The organism is Geodermatophilus sp. SYSU D00696 (genome assembly GCF_054050235.1).
Window position 1 is genome coordinate 36,699 of the sequence record NZ_JBJGYY010000032.1, and the last position, 15,003, is coordinate 51,701.

Here is a 15,003-nt window from a genome sequence, read left to right on the forward strand (position 1 = left end):
GCCCGGCTCAGCGGATGGTGGTGACGACGGGCTGGCCGGCGAACGGGAAGCCCAAGAGGCGGAGCAGCTCGCGACCCTCCTCGTCGTTGGTCGCGGTGGTGACCAGCGTGATGTCCATGCCGCGGGGACGGTCGATCTTGTCGACGTCGATCTCGCGGAACATCGACTGCTCGGTCAGCCCGAACGTGTAGTTGCCGTGCCCGTCGAACTGCTGGGCGTTCAGGCCGCGGAAGTCACGGATGCGGGGCAGGGCCAGCGCCAGGAGCCGGTCGAGGAACTCCCACATGCGGTCACCGCGGAGGGTGACCTTGGCGCCGATGGGCATGCCCTCGCGCAGCTTGAACTGGGCGATGGACTTGCGGGCCCGGACGACGGCCGGACGCTGGCCGGTGATCGCGGTCAGGTCGCGCACCGCGCCGTCCATGAGCTTGGCGTCGCGGGTCGCCTCGCCGACGCCCATGTTGACGACGATCTTGGTCAGCCGCGGGATCTGCATGACGTTGGCGTAGCCGAACTCGTCCTGCAGGGCCGGCACGATCGACTCGCGGTAGTGCGCCAGCAGGCGCGGGAGCTCGCGGGTGGGTGCAGTCATCGTCAGAGGTCCTTACCCGTCCGCCGCGACACCCGGATGTTGCGGCCTTCCTCGTCCTTGCGGTGGCCGACCCGGGTCGGCTTGCCCTCGGAGTCGATCACCATCACGTTGCTGACGTGGATGGGAGCCTCCTGGGTGACGATCCCGCCCTGCTGCGCGCCCCGCTGGTTCGAGCTGATGCGGGTGTGCTTCTTGACGCGGCCGACGCCCTCGACGAGGACCTTCTGCAGCTTGGGGTAGGCGGCGATGACGCGGCCGCGGGCGCCCTTGTCCTTGCCGGACAGGACCACGACCGTGTCGCCCTTCTTGACCTTCATGGACGGCGTCCTCTTGTTCTCGGCCATCTTCTTGTCGGCCATGGTCAGAGCACCTCCGGGGCGAGCGAGATGATCCGCATGAAGCGCTTGTCGCGCAGCTCGCGGCCGACGGGGCCGAAGATGCGGGTACCGCGCGGGTCACCGCTGTCGCGGATGATCACGGCGGCGTTCTCGTCGAAGCGGATGTAGGAGCCGTCGGGACGACGGCGCTCCTTGGCGGTGCGGACCACGACGGCCTTGACGACGTCGCCGCGCTTGACGCCGGCACCCGGCAGCGCGTCCTTGACCGTCGCCACGATGACGTCACCGATGCCCGCGTAGCGTCGCCCGGAGCCGCCGAGCACCCGGATGCAGAGGATCTCCTTCGCACCGGTGTTGTCGGCGACCCGCAGTCGCGACTCCTGCTGGATCACGTCCTACTCCCAATCTCAGTGGTGACAGCCGGGCCGGAACGGTGAACCGGCTGTCCGGTTCCCACGTGCGGACGCACCGGCAGCGGAGGGCTGCCGGTGCGTCCGACACGGGTACCGGGATGCGGCGCTCACCCGGAGGGGCGCCAGTCGTCCAGGGTACCTGGTCCCCGGACGTCCCACGAGGGGCCGTCCGTCACAGGACCGGGACGCCCGGACCCCTCACTTGGCCTTCTCGACGACCTCGACCAGCCGCCACCGCTTGGTGGTCGACAGCGGCCGGGTCTCCATGATCTGCACGCGGTCGCCGATGCCGGCGACCCCCTGCTCGTCGTGGGCCTTCAGCTTGCTGGTCCGGCGGATGACCTTGCCGTAGAGGCCGTGCTTCACGCGGTCCTCGACCTCGACGACGATCGTCTTGTCCATCTTGTCGCTGACCACGAGGCCCTCGCGGACCTTGCGGTAGCCGCGGCCGGCCAGGCCGGGGCCGCTGGCGACAGCGGTGTTGTCGGGCTCGCTCATGCCACACCCTCGTTCGGGGCGGCCGAGAGACCGAGCTCGCGCTCGCGCATGATCGTGTAGATCCGGGCGATGTCGCGGCGGACGGTCTGCAGCCGCCGGTTGTTGTCCAGCTGGCCGGTGGCCACCTGGAACCTCAGGTTGAACAGCTCTTCCTTGTGCTCACGCAGCCGCGTGGCGAGCTCGTCGGCCGAGAGCTCGCGCAGCTCCGGGGCGGTCAGACCGGCAGCCATCACACCTCTCCTTCACGCGTGATGAAGCGGCACTTCATGGGCAGCTTGTGGATGGCGCGGCGCATGGCCTCGCGGGCGACCGGCTCGGCCACGCCGGAGAGCTCGAAGAGCACCCGGCCCGGCTTGACGTTGGCGACCCACCACTCGGGCGAGCCCTTGCCCGAGCCCATGCGGGTCTCGGCCGGCTTCTTGGTGAGCGGACGGTCCGGGTAGATCGAGATCCACACCTTGCCGCCACGGCGGATGTGCCGCGTCATGGCGATACGGGCGGACTCGATCTGCCGGTTGGTCACGTAGGCCGGCTCCAGGGCCTGGATGGCGTACTCGCCGAAGTTGATGGCGGTACCGCCCTTGGCCCGGCCGGAGCGGTCCGGGTGGTGCTGCTTGCGGTGCTTGACGCGCCGGGGGATCAGCACGTGTCAGCCCTCCGTCTGGGTGTCGGTCGCCGTCGTCTCGGCCGCCGCGGTGCCCTCGGGGCCGGCCGCCTGGGCGACGGTCTGCTCGGCCGCGACCTCGCCGGAGGTCACGGCCAGGGTGCTGTCGGCGGTGTCCGGGCCGGTGGGCGCGCCCGACGACTCGGCCGCGGCGCGGCCGGCCTCGGTGCCACCGGCGGTCGTGCCGCTCGAGCCCGACCGGCGGGGGCGCTGCGGCCGCTCACGGCGCTGCTGCCGGGCGGCGAGGGCCTCGAGGGCCTCCCGCTCGGCACGCGAGCCGCTGACGTCGCCCTTGTAGATCCACACCTTCACGCCGATGCGGCCGAAGGTGGTGCGGGCCTCGTACAGGCCGTAGTCGATGTTCGCGCGGAGGGTGTGCAGCGGCACGCGCCCCTCGCGGTAGAACTCCGACCGGCTCATCTCGGTACCGCCGAGGCGCCCGGAGCACTGCACCCGGATGCCCTTGACCTGCGGGCTGCGCTGGGCCGACTGCATGGCCTTGCGCATGGCGCGGCGGAAGCTCACCCGGCTCGACAGCTGCTCGGCCACGGCCTGGGCCACCAGCTGCGCGTCGGCCTCGGGGTTCTTCACCTCGAGGATGTTGAGCTGCACCTGCTTGCCGGTGAGCTTCTCCAGCTCGCCACGGATGCGGTCGGCCTCCGCGCCGCGGCGGCCGATGACGATGCCCGGCCGGGCGGTGTGGATGTCGACGCGGACCCGGTCACGGGTGCGCTCGATCTCCACCTTGGAGATGCCGGCGCGCTCCATGCCCTTGGTCATGAGCTTGCGGATGGCCACGTCTTCCTTGACGTAGTCCTTGTAGAGCTTGTCGGCGTACCACCGGGACTTGTAGTCGGTGGTGATGCCCAGGCGGAACCCGTGCGGGTTGACCTTCTGACCCACTAGCGGGTCCCTCCCCTCGTGTTGGCGCGCTGCTGCGTGCCCTGCTGCCCGGTCTGCTGGACCGCGGGGCCGGACTGGCCGGTGCGGCGGCGGGCGGTGCGGGACTTGCCGGCGAGCTCGGCGCTGGAGCCGACCTCGCTCACCTCGACGGTGATGTGGCTCGTCCGCTTGTTGATCCGGTAGGCCCGGCCCTGCGCCCGCGGACGGATCCGCTTGAGCGTGGGGCCCTCGTCGACGTAGGCGGCGCTGACGACGAGCGCGGCCGGGTCCAGCCGCAGGTTGTGCTCGGCGTTGGCGACGGCGCTGGCGACGACCTTGGCCACCGGCTCGCTGGCGGCCTGCGGGGCGAACCGCAGCAGCGCCAGGGCCTCGTCGGTGGGCAGGTAGCGGACCAGGTCCACCACCCGGCGTGCCTTCATGGGGGCGACGCGGACGAACCGGGCGGTGGCCCGGGCGACCTGCGTCTCCTCTCCCAGCTGGGAAGTCATCTCGTGTCTCTCTCTCGCGGGACCGTGCTCAGCCCCGCCGGGACCGGCGGTCGTCCTTGACGTGGCCCCGGAAGGTCCGGGTGGGGGCGAACTCGCCGAGCTTGTGCCCGACCATCGCCTCGGTCACGAACACCGGCACGTGCTTGCGCCCGTCGTGCACGGCGATGGTGTGGCCGAGCATGTCCGGGATGATCGTCGAGCGCCGCGACCAGGTCCGGATGACCGTCTTGGTGCCCTTCTCGTTCTGCGCGTCCACCTTCTTGAGCAGGTGGTCGTCGACGAACGGGCCCTTCTTCAGGCTGCGTGGCATGTCTGTCGGACTCCTCTACCCGCTCAGCGCTTCTTGTTGGTGCGGCGACGGCGCACGATCAGGGCGTCGCTGGCCTTGCGCTTGCGCGTGCGGCCCTCGGGCTTGCCCTTCGGGTTCACCGGGTGGCGACCACCGGAGGTCTTGCCCTCACCACCACCGTGCGGGTGGTCGACCGGGTTCATGGCGACACCGCGGACGGTCGGGCGCTTGCCCTTCCACCGCATGCGGCCGGCCTTGCCCCAGTTGATGTTCGACTGCTCGGCGTTGCCCACCTCGCCGACGGTCGCGCGGCAGCGCACGTCGACGTTGCGGATCTCGCCCGACGGCATGCGCAGCTGGGCGAAACGACCCTCACGGGCGACCAGCTGGACGCTCGTGCCGGCCGACCGGGCGATCTTGGCGCCGCCGCCCGGGCGCAGCTCGATGGCGTGCACCACCGTGCCGACCGGGATGTTGCGCAGCGGCAGGTTGTTGCCGGGCTTGATGTCGGCCGAGGGGCCGCACTCCACCGTGTCGCCCTGCTTGAGCCGCGCCGGCGCGATGATGTAGCGCTTCTCGCCGTCGGCGAAGTGCAGGAGCGCGATCCGCGAGGTGCGGTTCGGGTCGTACTCGATGTGCGCGACCTTGGCCGGCACGCCGTCCTTGTCCGCCCGGCGGAAGTCGATCAGGCGGTACGCGCGCTTGTGGCCGCCGCCCTGGTGGCGAGCGGTCACCTTCCCGTGGACGTTGCGCCCACCGCGGCCGTGCAGCGGCCGGACCAGCGACTTCTCGGGATGGTCGCGGGTGACCTCGGCGAAGTCGGCGACGCTGGAGCCGCGGCGGCCCGGCGTCGTCGGCTTGTACTTGCGGATAGCCATTGCTGACTCGGTTCCTCTGTCTCTGGTCCGAACGATCCGGGCGCTCAGGCGCCGGGACCACCGAAGATCTCGATGCGGTCACCGGGGGCGACCGAGACGATGGCGCGCTTGGTGTCCTTGCGCTTGCCCATCCGGGTGCCCCGGCTGCGCTTGCGCTTGCCCTGGCGGTTGATCGTGTTGACGGACAGGACCTTCACGTTGAAGACCTGCTCGACGGCGATCTTGATCTGCGTCTTGTTGGCCTCGGGGAGCACCACGAACGTGTACTGGTTGTCGTCCAGCAGCCCGTAGCTCTTCTCCGAGATCACCGGCGACAGCAGGACGTCCCGGGGGTCGCGGACGCTCACTTGGTCTCCTCGGTGGTGTCGGTGCCGGCGTCCTCGTCGGCGTCGTCGGCGTCGACGTCCAGGTCGGTGGTGCCCTGGGCCGGCTGGACGGACGGGATGGCACCGGGGATGTCCGGCGTCGTCAGGTCGGGCTTGGTCAGCGAGGTGGTGCGGGCACCACCGTGCGGACCGGCCACGAACTCGGCGAGGGCGGTCTCGGTGAAGACCACCTCGTCGCTGACCAGGACGTCGTAGGTGTTGAGCTGGCCGGCCTCGATCAGGTGCACGCGCGGCTCGTTGCGCAGGCTCACCCAGTTGAGGACGTCGTCGCGGTCGAGGACCACCAGCACGCGCTTGGCGCTGGTGACGGCGTCGAGGGTGGCCAGCGCCGCCTTGGTCTTCGGCGCGTCGCCGTCGACGAAGGTGGTGACGACGTGCACGCGGCCCTCGCGCGCCCGGTCGGAGAGGGCGCCGCGGAGGGCGGCGGCCTTCATCTTCTTGGGCGTGCGCTGCGAGTAGTCGCGGGGCTGCGGGCCGTGGACGGTGCCACCGCCGGTGAACTGCGGGGCCCGGATCGAGCCCTGCCGGGCGCGGCCGGTGCCCTTCTGGCGGTAGGGCTTGACGCCACCGCCGCGGACGGCACCGCGGGTCTTGGTCGCGTGCGTGCCCTGGCGGGCGGCGGCCAGCTGGGCCACCACGACCTGGTGCAGCAGCGAGACGTTGGTCGCCGTGTCGAACAGGTCGCCGGGCAGCGTCACGCTGCCGGAGGTCTCCCCGGCCGGCGTGCGGACGTCGACCTGGCGGTCGGCGCGCGCGGCCTCGGTCGCGGTCGAGCGGGTCACTGGTTGTCACTCCCCACGGGCCCGCCCTTGACGGCCGAGCGGACGAGCACGAGGCCGCCCTTCGGGCCGGGGACGGCGCCCTTGATCAGGATCAGGCCGCGCTCGGCGTCGACCTTGTGGACGACGAGCGAGAGCGTCGTGGTCTTGACCGCGCCCATGCGGCCGGCCATGCGCAGGCCCTTGAAGACACGGCCCGGGGTCGAGGCGCCGCCGATGGAGCCCGGCGACCGGTGCTTGCGCTGGGTGCCGTGCGCGGCACCCAGGCCCCGGAAGCCGTGACGCTTCATGACACCGGCGGTGCCCTTGCCCTTGCTCGTGCCGATGACGTCGACCTTGGCCACGCCCTCGAACACCTCGGCGGTCAGCTCCTGGCCGACCGTGTACTCGGAGGCGTCCTCCGTGCGCAGCTCCACCACGTGGCGGCGCGGGGTGACGCCGGCCTTGGCGAAGTGGCCACCCTCGGGCTTGTTCACCTTGCGGGGGTCGATCTCGCCGAAGCCGAGCTGGACGGCCGAGTAGCCGTCGACCTCGGGGGTGCGCACCTGCGTCACCACGTTCGGGCCCGCCTTGACGACGGTCACCGGCACGATGCGGTTGTTCTCGTCGAAGACCTGGGTCATCCCCAGCTTCTCGCCGAGGAGCCCGCGGAACGTACTCGCCATGACTGGTCTCGGTCCCTTACTGGATGTTGACGTCGACCGAGGCCGGCAGGTCGATGCGCATGAGCGCGTCGACCGTCTTCGGCGTCGGGTCGAGGATGTCGATGAGCCGCTTGTGCGTGCGCATCTCGAAGTGCTCCCGCGAGTCCTTGTACTTGTGCGGCGAGCGGATGACGCAGTACACGTTCTTCTCCGTCGGCAGCGGCACCGGGCCGACGACGCGCGCTCCGGTCTTCGTGACCGTGTCCACGATGCGCCGCGCCGAGGCGTCGATCGCCTCGTGGTCGTAGGCCTTCAGCCTGATGCGGATCTTCTGTCCCGCCATCGCTGTCTCTCGCTCCTGCCGATCGCTGTTCTGCTTGCTGGGGAACGCCGGGTGCGTCCGGAACTCATCCGGTCTGGCCCCAGCGGGGAGGGTGGCGGTGCACACAGGCGGGCCGCGCACCCGGGGACGGGCGGCGGCGCGGTCCCGCGCCGCCGCCCGTCGGGGGTGTTACTTGATGATCTTGGTGACGCGACCGGCGCCGACGGTGCGGCCACCCTCACGGATGGCGAACCGCAGGCCCTCCTCCATGGCGATCGGCTGGATCAGCTCGACCGTCATCTCGGTGTTGTCGCCCGGCATGACCATCTCGGTGCCGGCCGGCAGGGTCACGACGCCGGTGACGTCGGTCGTCCGGAAGTAGAACTGCGGACGGTAGTTGTTGAAGAACGGCGTGTGACGGCCACCCTCGTCCTTCGAGAGGATGTAGACCGAACCCTCGAAGTTGGTGTGCGGGGTGATCGAGCCGGGCTTCACGACGACCTGGCCGCGCTCCACGTCCTCGCGCTTGATGCCGCGCAGCAGCAGACCGACGTTGTCGCCGGCCTGGCCCTGGTCGAGCAGCTTGCGGAACATCTCGACGCCGGTGACGGTGGTCTTGGTCGACGACGGACGGATGCCGACGATCTCGACCTCCTCCGACACCTTGACGATGCCGCGCTCCACGCGACCGGTGACGACGGTGCCGCGACCGGTGATGGTGAAGACGTCCTCGACCGGCATGAGGAACGGCTTGTCGATCTCACGCTGCGGCTCGGGGATCGCCGTGTCGACGGCGTCCATGAGCTCCATGAGCTTGTTGCCCCACTCGGCGTCGCCCTCGAGCGCCTTGAGCGCCGAGACGCGGACCACGGGGACGTCGTCGCCCGGGAACTCGTACTCGCTGAGCAGCTCGCGGACCTCCAGCTCGACGAGCTCGAGGATCTCCTCGTCGTCGACCATGTCGGCCTTGTTCAGCGCCACGACGATGTAGGGGACGCCGACCTGGCGGGCCAGGAGGACGTGCTCCTTGGTCTGCGGCATCGGGCCGTCGGTGGCGGCGACCACCAGGATGGCGCCGTCCATCTGCGCCGCACCGGTGATCATGTTCTTGATGTAGTCGGCGTGCCCGGGGCAGTCGACGTGCGCGTAGTGACGGTTCTCCGTCTGGTACTCGACGTGGGCGATCGAGATCGTGATGCCGCGGGCCTTCTCCTCGGGCGCCTTGTCGATCTGGTCGAAGGCCGACGCCTCGTTGAGGTCCGGGTACTTGTCGTGCAGGACCTTGGTGATCGCCGCGGTCAGCGTGGTCTTGCCGTGGTCGATGTGCCCGATGGTGCCGATGTTGACGTGCGGCTTGGTCCGCTCGAACTTGGCCTTGGCCACTGGGTTCCTCTCCTCGTGGTGTCGCAGTCGTGCTGACGCTGGGGTGGGCTTGCAGGGGGCCGGGCGGGGACGTACCCCGCCCGGCGGTCACTCGCCGGTGGCCTTGGCGATGATCTCCTTGGCCACGTTCTGCGGGACCTCGGCGTACGAGTCGAACACCATGGTGTAGCTCGCCCGCCCCTGGGTGCGGCTGCGCAGGTCGCCCACGTAGCCGAACATCTCCGAGAGCGGGACCAGGGCCCGGACGACGCGGGCGCCGGAGCGCTCCTCCATCGCCTGGATGAGCCCGCGCCGGGAGTTCAGGTCGCCGATGACGTCACCCATGTAGTCCTCGGGCGTGACGACCTCGACGGCCATCATCGGCTCGAGCAGCGCAGGGCTGGCCTTGCGCGCGGCCTCCTTGAAGACCATCGAGCCGGCGATCTTGAAGGCCATCTCCGAGGAGTCGACCTCGTGGTACTGGCCGTCGACGAGGGTCGCCTTGACGCCCACCATCGGGTAGCCGGCGAGGATGCCGTACTGCATGGCGTCCTGCATGCCCTGGTCGACCGAGGGGATGTACTCCCGCGGGATGCGACCACCGGTGACGGCGTTGACGAACTCGTAGGTCGGGCCGTCGCCGCTGACCTCGAGCGGCTCGATGCTCACCTGCACCTTGGCGAACTGGCCGGACCCACCGGTCTGCTTCTTGTGGGTGTAGTCGACCTTCTCGACCGCCTTGCGGATGGTCTCGCGGTAGGCCACCTGCGGCTTGCCGACGTTGGCCTCGACCCGGAACTCGCGACGCATGCGGTCGACGAGGATCTCCAGGTGCAACTCGCCCATGCCGGAGATGACCGTCTGGCCGGTCTCCTCGTCGAGCTTGACCTGGAAGGTCGGGTCCTCCTCGGCCAGCTTCTGGATGGCCGTGCCGAGCTTCTCCTGGTCGCCCTTGGTCTTCGGCTCGATCGCGACCGAGATGACCGGGGCCGGGAAGGTCATCGACTCGAGGATCACCGGGTTCTGCGGGTCGCAGAGGGTGTCACCCGTGGTGGTCTGCTTCAGGCCGACGACGGCGACGATCTGACCGGCGCCCACGCCCTCGCGCTCCTCGCGCTTGTTCGCGTGCATCTGGTAGATCTTGCCGATCCGCTCCTTGCGGTCCTTGGTGCTGTTGAGCACCGGGGACCCGGAGGAGAGCCGGCCCGAGTAGACCCGGACGTAGGTCAGCTTGCCGAGGTGCTGATCGGTCTGGATCTTGAAGGCCAGGGCGGAGAACGGCTCGTCCTCGTCGGCGTGCCGCAGGACCTCGGTCTCGCCGTCCATGGCGGTGCCGACGATCGCCTCGATGTCCAGCGGGCTGGGCAGGTAGTCGGTGACCGCGTCGAGCAGGGGCTGCACGCCCTTGTTCTTGAACGCCGTGCCGGTGAGCACCGGGTTGATCTGCGCGGAGATGGTCGCCTTGCGGATCGCGGCCTTCAGCATCTCGACGGAGATGTCCTCGCCGCCGAGATAGGCCTCCATGAGGTCGTCGTTGGTCTCGGCAACGGTCTCGAGCAGCTTCTCGCGGTACTCGGCGGCCTGGTCGGCGAGCTCGGCCGGGATCTCCTCGACGGCGTAGTCCTCACCCATGGCGGTCTCGCCGCGCCAGGTGAGGGCGCGCATCTGCACCAGGTCGACGACACCGATGAAGTCGGCCTCGGCGCCGATGGGCAGCTGCAGCACCGCGGGGTTGGCGCCGAGCCGCTCGACCATCATGTCGACGCAGCGGAAGAAGTCCGCGCCGGTCCGGTCGAGCTTGTTCACGAAGCACATGCGCGGGACGCCGTACTTCTCCGCCTGCCGCCAGACCTGCTCGGTCTGCGGCTCCACGCCGGCGACACCGTCGTACACGGCCACCGCACCGTCGAGCACGCGCAGGGACCGCTCCACCTCGACGGTGAAGTCGACGTGCCCCGGAGTGTCGATGATGTTGATGTCGTAGCCGTTCCAGGAGCACTTCGTCGCGGCCGACGTGATGGTGATGCCGCGCTCCTGCTCCTGCTCCATCCAGTCCATCGTGGCCGCGCCGTCGTGGACCTCACCGATCTTGTAGTTGATACCGGTGTAGAAGAGGATGCGCTCGGTCGTCGTGGTCTTGCCGGCGTCGATGTGCGCCATGATCCCGATGTTGCGGGTCTTGGCGAGCTGGGCCGCGTTGGTGGCCATCTCTGACTCCTCTTTGTCTCTGGTCCGCGTGCGGGTCGTCCGGGGGTGGCCCGGCGTGTCCCGCCGGCGGGTGCTGGCGGGGTGCCACCAGCCGGGTGCGACTACCAGCGGTAGTGCGCGAAGGCCTTGTTCGACTCGGCCATCTTGTGGGTGTCCTCGCGGCGCTTGACCGCGGCACCGAGGCCGTTGCTGGCGTCGAGCAGCTCGTTCATGAGGCGCTCGGTCATCGTCTTCTCGCGGCGCGCGCGGCTGTACTGGATCAGCCAGCGCAGGCCCAGGGTGGTGCTCCGGGAGGCGCGGACCTCGACCGGGACCTGGTAGGTCGCGCCACCGACGCGGCGGCTGCGGACCTCGAGGGCCGGCTTGACGTTGTCCAGCGCGCGCTTGAGCGTGACCACCGGGTCGGTGTCGGTCTTGGCGCGGCAGCCCTCGAGGGCGCCGTAGACGATCGACTCGGCGACCGAGCGCTTGCCGTCGACCAGGACCTTGTTCACCAGCTGGGTGACCAGCGGCGACTGGTAGACCGGGTCGGCGGTCAGCGGACGGCGCGGCGCGGGGCCCTTGCGCGGCATGTCAGCTCTTCTCCTTCTTCGCGCCGTACCGGCTGCGAGCCTGCTTGCGGTTGCGGACGCCCTGGGTGTCCAGCGAGCCACGGATGATCTTGTAACGCACACCCGGGAGGTCCTTCACGCGGCCGCCGCGCACGAGCACCATCGAGTGCTCCTGCAGGTTGTGGCCGACGCCCGGGATGTAGGCGGTCACCTCGATGCCACTGGTGAGGCGGACGCGAGCGACCTTGCGCAGCGCCGAGTTCGGCTTCTTCGGCGTCGTCGTGTACACGCGGGTGCACACACCACGACGCTGAGGGGAGCCCTTCAGCGCCGGGGTCTTGGTCTTCTCGACCTTGTCCTCGCGGCCCTTGCGGACCAGCTGGTTGATCGTGGGCATGGGTGGCCTGGATCTCCTACCTGCGCTGGGTCGTGCTGTGGACGGTGCTGCTGTCGTGTCGCCGGTGCCGGTCCTGCCGGGGTCGTCCGCCCTGGTCGCGAGCCACTCACCGGCCCCCGCGGTCGGGCGTGTCGCCCTCCCCAGGACCGACCGGCGGTCGAACCGGACAGGTCGCCCCCCGCGACTCGGCGCCGCCACCTCCGGCCACCGTCCTGTCGTGGACGGCCCACCGGGGCGGACCCTCGGCCAGGAGGAGGACCTCCGGACACCCAGGCGCACCGCGAACGGGAGCAGGCCCAGGGCACCCTGGGCACGGCTGACCACGATACCCGCGGTCCGGGAGGCGGTCAAAGCCGGGTCCCGGGCGCCCTGCGGGCAGGGCCTGCCTGACGCCCGGACCGGCTCGCAGGGTGCAACGGCGCAGGTCCGGGGACTGTTCCCGGAGCCGGCGCCGGGTCGGCGGACCGCCCGGGGTGGCGAGGACTGTACCGCGGTCCCGCCGCCGCGCCAGGGTGTGACGCGACTCTCCGGGGCTCCCGATCCGGACGTCGCCCCGGGCCCCGGCCCGGACGCCGACCCGCCGTGGCGGCGGCGCGCGACTGTCGGTACCTCCCCCTACCGTCGGTGTCAGCAGAGCCACACACCGCAACGGAGGTCTCCGTGCTCATCGACTCGGCGCGCGAGCTCAAGGCGCGCCTCACCGTGCGGCTGGCCGAGGGCTTCCCCCTGGTCACCGCGAGCGACCTCGGCGGCCGGCTGTGGACCCGGCCGGCCATCGGGCTGGCCCCGGTGTCCCCGGGGAGGGCACACCTGGCCATCCGGGTGGCGGCGGCGGCCGACGCGCGGGTCCTCCTGACCGGCCTGGACGACGTCGTCCGCGCGGAGGTCGACGTCCGGGTGACCGGGCCGATACTGCCGCAGACGGCCCTCTCCCCCGGGCGGTTGCAGCAGCGCACCCGGCCCCTGGTACCCGGCCTGTCGGTGGCACACCCGGCGGTCAGTGCGGGGACGCTGGGCGGCTTCGTCCGGCTCGACGGCCGACTCGCCGTGCTGTCCAACAACCACGTGCTGGCCGCCGCCGACGCCGGCGCGGTCGGTGACGCGGTGCTGCAGCCCGGCCCCGCCGACCGCGGCACCCCGGCCGACCGGGTCGCCACGCTGGCCGCGTCCGTGCCGTTCACCGACCGCGCCAACCGGGTCGACGCCGCCGTGGCCACCCTCGACGAGGGCGTCGAGGCCGATCCGGGCCGCGTCCCGGGCGGGCCGCTGGGGACCACGGTGCCCGACGGGGTGGAGGTCGAGCCCGACGAGGAGGTGGAGAAGGTCGGCCGCACGACCGGTCACACGCGCGGCCGGATCACCGCGGTGGAGGTCGACGGGGTCGCCGTCCAGTACGAGGACGGCGTGCACGTCTTCGACGACCAGATCGAGATCGAGGGCCTGTCGGGGGCGTTCTCCGCCGGCGGTGACAGCGGCTCGGTCATCTGGCGCAGCAGCGACCGCGCACCACTGGCCCTGCTGTTCGCCGGGAGCAGCGAGGGCGGCAGCACCGGGGCCGGGCTGACCTTCGCCAACCCGCTGGCGACCGTGCTGGCGACGCTCGGGGTGGAGTGGGTCGCCTCGTGAGCACATCCCCCAGGTCAGGGGGATGTCGCTCCGGGCGGGGACGAGGCACCATGGGGAGGTGACCGAGCCCGCCCGACCGCCCGGGGCCTTCCTCGCCCCTGGCTCCCGGCCGGCGGGCGTCAGCGAGGAGCCCTCGTGACCGACCGTGCCGCCGCCCGCGCCGCCAAGACCACCCTGGTCCGCCAGCTGTCCGCCCAGCCCGGCGTGGTGGGCATCGGCCTGGCCCGGCGGGACACCGGGTACGTCGTGAAGGTCGACGTCGCCGATGCGGACGCTGCGGGCCGGGTGCCCGGCGACGTCGACGGCGTCCGGGTGGTCACCGAGGTCGTGGGTGCCGTCCGCCCGCTGCGCAGCCGCACCGCCTGACCCATCCGCGCACCGCACCTGAGGCCGGGGGCCGGCCCGGGGCACCCGCTACGGTCGCCGGTGGCGCCGACGCGGGCGCCGCCGACCAGAGGAGTGCAGGTGCGCATCGGCATCCAGGCCAGCTACGCCGGGGGTTTCCAGGAGACGGCGGCGGAGATCGTCGACCTCGAGGCGGCCGGCCTCGACCTCGCGATGTGCGCGGAGGTCTACACCTTCGACGCCGTCAGCCAGCTCGGCTACCTGGCCGCCGTCACCCAGCGGGTCGAGCTGATGAGCGCGATCCTGCCCATCTACAGCCGTACGCCGGCGCTGACGGCGATGACCGCGGCCGGCCTGGACTTCGTCTCCGGCGGCCGCTTCACCCTGGGGCTGGGCGCCTCGGGCCCGCAGGTCATCGAGGGCTGGCACGGCGTCCCCTACGACGCGCCGCTGCAGCGCACCCGCGAGGTCGTGGAGATCTGCCGCCAGGTGTGGCGGCGCGAGCGGCTGGTGCACGAGGGCCCGAAGTACACCGTCCCGCTGCCGGCCGACCAGGGCACCGGGCTCGGCAAGCCGCTGAAGCTGATCAACACCCCGGTCCGCGACCGGATCCCCGTCATGCTCGCCGCGCTGGGCCCCAAGAACGTGGAGCTGGCCGCCGAGATCGCCGAAGTGTGGGAGCCGATCTGGTTCATGCCCGAGCGCGCCGACGACGTCTGGGGCGAGGCCCTGCGGGCCGGCAAGGCCAAGCGCGACCCGGAGCTCGGGGAGCTGCAGGTCATCTGCGGCGTCCCGGTGGCGATCGGCGAGGACGTCGACCACCTGCACGACCAGGTGCGGCCGCAGCTGGCGCTCTACGTCGGCGGCATGGGCGCCAAGGGCAAGAACTTCTACAACGACCTGGCCCGGCGCTACGGGTACGAGGAGGCCGCCGAGACCGTGCAGGACCTCTACCTGTCCGGGCGGAAGGACGAGGCCGCGGGCGCGCTGCCGGAGGACTTCGTCCGCCGGGTGTCGCTCATCGGGCCGGAGTCCTACGTCGCCGAGCGGATCTCCGCCTACGCCGATGCCGGCGTCACCACCATCGCCCTGCAGCCGCTCGACGACAGCCGCGAGGGCCGGCTGCGCACCGTGGAGACCATGCGCCGGCTGGCCGACGCCTAGGCCGGGGATTGCGTCACGTGACGCGAGGCGGGGCCACGGGTCGGCGTCCTCGTCCTCCCTCACCGCCAGGGGGGCGCCCCCCCCCCCCCCCCCGCGCGCCGCCCCCCCCCCCTAACCGTAACAGATAACCCCCACCCCCCCCCCACCCCGGCGGGG

General features: G+C 71.2%; 21 protein-coding genes. 3 read left to right on the forward strand and 18 right to left on the reverse strand.

Going from position 1 to position 15,003, the window contains the following annotated elements:
• Positions 1-7: 7 nt before the first annotated feature.
• The 18 genes from rplE to rpsL all read right to left on the reverse strand — a co-directional run bounded on the left by rplE (position 8) and on the right by rpsL (position 11,712).
• Entirely contained in the window at positions 8-592 is a 585-nt protein-coding gene (rplE, locus tag ACI79O_RS18405) for a 50S ribosomal protein L5 (protein WP_456890275.1), read from the reverse strand.
• Between the two features lie 2 nt (positions 593-594).
• Complete coding sequence (gene rplX, locus ACI79O_RS18410) at positions 595-951, reverse strand: 50S ribosomal protein L24 (protein ID WP_456874298.1); 357 nt, start codon at positions 949-951, stop codon at positions 595-597.
• 2 nt (positions 952-953) lie between these two features.
• Positions 954-1,322 (reverse strand): 50S ribosomal protein L14, encoded by a 369-nt coding sequence (gene rplN, locus ACI79O_RS18415; protein ID WP_072919076.1) that lies wholly within the window; start codon positions 1,320-1,322, stop codon positions 954-956.
• 219 nt (positions 1,323-1,541) lie between these two features.
• A complete protein-coding gene (rpsQ, locus tag ACI79O_RS18420) occupies positions 1,542-1,841 on the reverse strand; it encodes a 30S ribosomal protein S17 (protein WP_456914857.1) in 300 nt (99 codons plus the stop codon).
• A complete protein-coding gene (rpmC, locus tag ACI79O_RS18425) occupies positions 1,838-2,071 on the reverse strand; it encodes a 50S ribosomal protein L29 (protein ID WP_073421354.1) in 234 nt (77 codons plus the stop codon). The genes rpsQ and rpmC overlap by 4 nt, the downstream gene beginning before the upstream one ends.
• A complete protein-coding gene (rplP, locus tag ACI79O_RS18430) occupies positions 2,071-2,487 on the reverse strand; it encodes a 50S ribosomal protein L16 (RefSeq protein ID WP_456874299.1) in 417 nt (138 codons plus the stop codon). Before rplP ends, rpmC begins: the two co-directional genes overlap by 1 nt.
• 3 nt (positions 2,488-2,490) lie before the next feature.
• On the reverse strand, positions 2,491-3,408 hold the full coding sequence (gene rpsC, locus ACI79O_RS18435) for a 30S ribosomal protein S3 (protein WP_456874300.1): 918 nt from the start codon (positions 3,406-3,408) through the stop codon (positions 2,491-2,493).
• Positions 3,408-3,896, reverse strand: a complete 489-nt coding sequence (gene rplV / locus ACI79O_RS18440) for a 50S ribosomal protein L22 (RefSeq protein WP_456874301.1) — start codon at positions 3,894-3,896, stop codon at positions 3,408-3,410. Before rplV ends, rpsC begins: the two co-directional genes overlap by 1 nt.
• A 28-nt stretch (positions 3,897-3,924) precedes the next feature.
• Positions 3,925-4,206 carry a 30S ribosomal protein S19 gene (gene rpsS, locus ACI79O_RS18445; RefSeq protein ID WP_089402109.1) on the reverse strand — a complete coding sequence of 94 codons (282 nt, stop codon included), beginning with the start codon at positions 4,204-4,206 and terminating at the stop codon, positions 3,925-3,927.
• 23 nt (positions 4,207-4,229) lie between these two features.
• Complete coding sequence (rplB, locus tag ACI79O_RS18450) at positions 4,230-5,063, reverse strand: 50S ribosomal protein L2 (RefSeq protein ID WP_089402108.1); 834 nt, start codon at positions 5,061-5,063, stop codon at positions 4,230-4,232.
• Between the two features lie 44 nt (positions 5,064-5,107).
• Positions 5,108-5,410, reverse strand: a complete 303-nt coding sequence (gene rplW, locus ACI79O_RS18455; protein WP_456890277.1) for a 50S ribosomal protein L23 — start codon at positions 5,408-5,410, stop codon at positions 5,108-5,110.
• Entirely contained in the window at positions 5,407-6,231 is an 825-nt protein-coding gene (rplD, locus tag ACI79O_RS18460; protein ID WP_456914858.1) for a 50S ribosomal protein L4, read from the reverse strand. The genes rplW and rplD overlap by 4 nt, the downstream gene beginning before the upstream one ends.
• Positions 6,228-6,893: a 50S ribosomal protein L3 gene (gene rplC / locus ACI79O_RS18465; RefSeq protein WP_456914859.1), complete on the reverse strand. Its 666-nt coding sequence runs from the start codon at positions 6,891-6,893 to the stop codon at positions 6,228-6,230. Before rplC ends, rplD begins: the two co-directional genes overlap by 4 nt.
• A gap of 16 nt (positions 6,894-6,909) precedes the next feature.
• A complete protein-coding gene (gene rpsJ, locus ACI79O_RS18470; protein WP_014742859.1) occupies positions 6,910-7,215 on the reverse strand; it encodes a 30S ribosomal protein S10 in 306 nt (101 codons plus the stop codon).
• A 168-nt stretch (positions 7,216-7,383) separates the two neighbouring features.
• Positions 7,384-8,577, reverse strand: coding sequence for an elongation factor Tu (gene tuf / locus ACI79O_RS18475; protein ID WP_456893474.1), 1,194 nt, complete (start codon positions 8,575-8,577; stop codon positions 7,384-7,386).
• An 87-nt stretch (positions 8,578-8,664) separates the two neighbouring features.
• Positions 8,665-10,764: an elongation factor G gene (gene fusA, locus ACI79O_RS18480; RefSeq protein ID WP_456893472.1), complete on the reverse strand. Its 2,100-nt coding sequence runs from the start codon at positions 10,762-10,764 to the stop codon at positions 8,665-8,667.
• Between the two features lie 101 nt (positions 10,765-10,865).
• Positions 10,866-11,336, reverse strand: a complete 471-nt coding sequence (rpsG, locus tag ACI79O_RS18485; RefSeq protein ID WP_456874307.1) for a 30S ribosomal protein S7 — start codon at positions 11,334-11,336, stop codon at positions 10,866-10,868.
• Between the two features lies 1 nt (position 11,337).
• Positions 11,338-11,712: a 30S ribosomal protein S12 gene (gene rpsL / locus ACI79O_RS18490; RefSeq protein WP_012950487.1), complete on the reverse strand. Its 375-nt coding sequence runs from the start codon at positions 11,710-11,712 to the stop codon at positions 11,338-11,340.
• Positions 11,713-12,372: 660 nt separating this feature from the next.
• On the opposite strand from rpsL, the gene ACI79O_RS18495 reads away from it, so the two are divergent.
• The 3 genes from ACI79O_RS18495 (at position 12,373) to ACI79O_RS18505 (ending at position 14,847) form a co-directional block, all read left to right on the forward strand.
• Positions 12,373-13,338 carry a hypothetical protein gene (locus ACI79O_RS18495; protein ID WP_456914860.1) on the forward strand — a complete coding sequence of 322 codons (966 nt, stop codon included), beginning with the start codon at positions 12,373-12,375 and terminating at the stop codon, positions 13,336-13,338.
• A 135-nt stretch (positions 13,339-13,473) separates the two neighbouring features.
• On the forward strand, positions 13,474-13,704 hold the full coding sequence (locus tag ACI79O_RS18500; protein ID WP_456893468.1) for a hypothetical protein: 231 nt from the start codon (positions 13,474-13,476) through the stop codon (positions 13,702-13,704).
• Positions 13,705-13,803: 99 nt separating this feature from the next.
• On the forward strand, positions 13,804-14,847 hold the full coding sequence (locus ACI79O_RS18505) for an LLM class F420-dependent oxidoreductase (protein WP_456874310.1): 1,044 nt from the start codon (positions 13,804-13,806) through the stop codon (positions 14,845-14,847).
• Positions 14,848-15,003: the final 156 nt, after the last annotated feature.

Bases quoted from the DNA above. Each gene is read 5' to 3' on its own strand.
- rpsG (WP_456874307.1), bottom strand. From the start codon at position 11,336: ATGCCGCGCAAGGGCCCCGCGCCGCGCCGTCCGCTGACCGCCGACCCG.
- rplB (WP_089402108.1), bottom strand. From the start codon at position 5,063: ATGGCTATCCGCAAGTACAAGCCGACGACGCCGGGCCGCCGCGGCTCC.
- rpsJ (WP_014742859.1), bottom strand. From the start codon at position 7,215: ATGGCGGGACAGAAGATCCGCATCAGGCTGAAGGCCTACGACCACGAG.
- rplV (WP_456874301.1), bottom strand. From the start codon at position 3,896: ATGACTTCCCAGCTGGGAGAGGAGACGCAGGTCGCCCGGGCCACCGCC.
- rpmC (WP_073421354.1), bottom strand. From the start codon at position 2,071: ATGGCTGCCGGTCTGACCGCCCCGGAGCTGCGCGAGCTCTCGGCCGAC.
- rplC (WP_456914859.1), bottom strand. From the start codon at position 6,893: ATGGCGAGTACGTTCCGCGGGCTCCTCGGCGAGAAGCTGGGGATGACC.
- rpsS (WP_089402109.1), bottom strand. From the start codon at position 4,206: ATGCCACGCAGCCTGAAGAAGGGCCCGTTCGTCGACGACCACCTGCTC.
- fusA (WP_456893472.1), bottom strand. From the start codon at position 10,764: ATGGCCACCAACGCGGCCCAGCTCGCCAAGACCCGCAACATCGGGATC.
- rplE (WP_456890275.1), bottom strand. From the start codon at position 592: ATGACTGCACCCACCCGCGAGCTCCCGCGCCTGCTGGCGCACTACCGC.
- rpsQ (WP_456914857.1), bottom strand. From the start codon at position 1,841: ATGAGCGAGCCCGACAACACCGCTGTCGCCAGCGGCCCCGGCCTGGCC.
- rpsL (WP_012950487.1), bottom strand. From the start codon at position 11,712: ATGCCCACGATCAACCAGCTGGTCCGCAAGGGCCGCGAGGACAAGGTC.
- rplX (WP_456874298.1), bottom strand. From the start codon at position 951: ATGGCCGACAAGAAGATGGCCGAGAACAAGAGGACGCCGTCCATGAAG.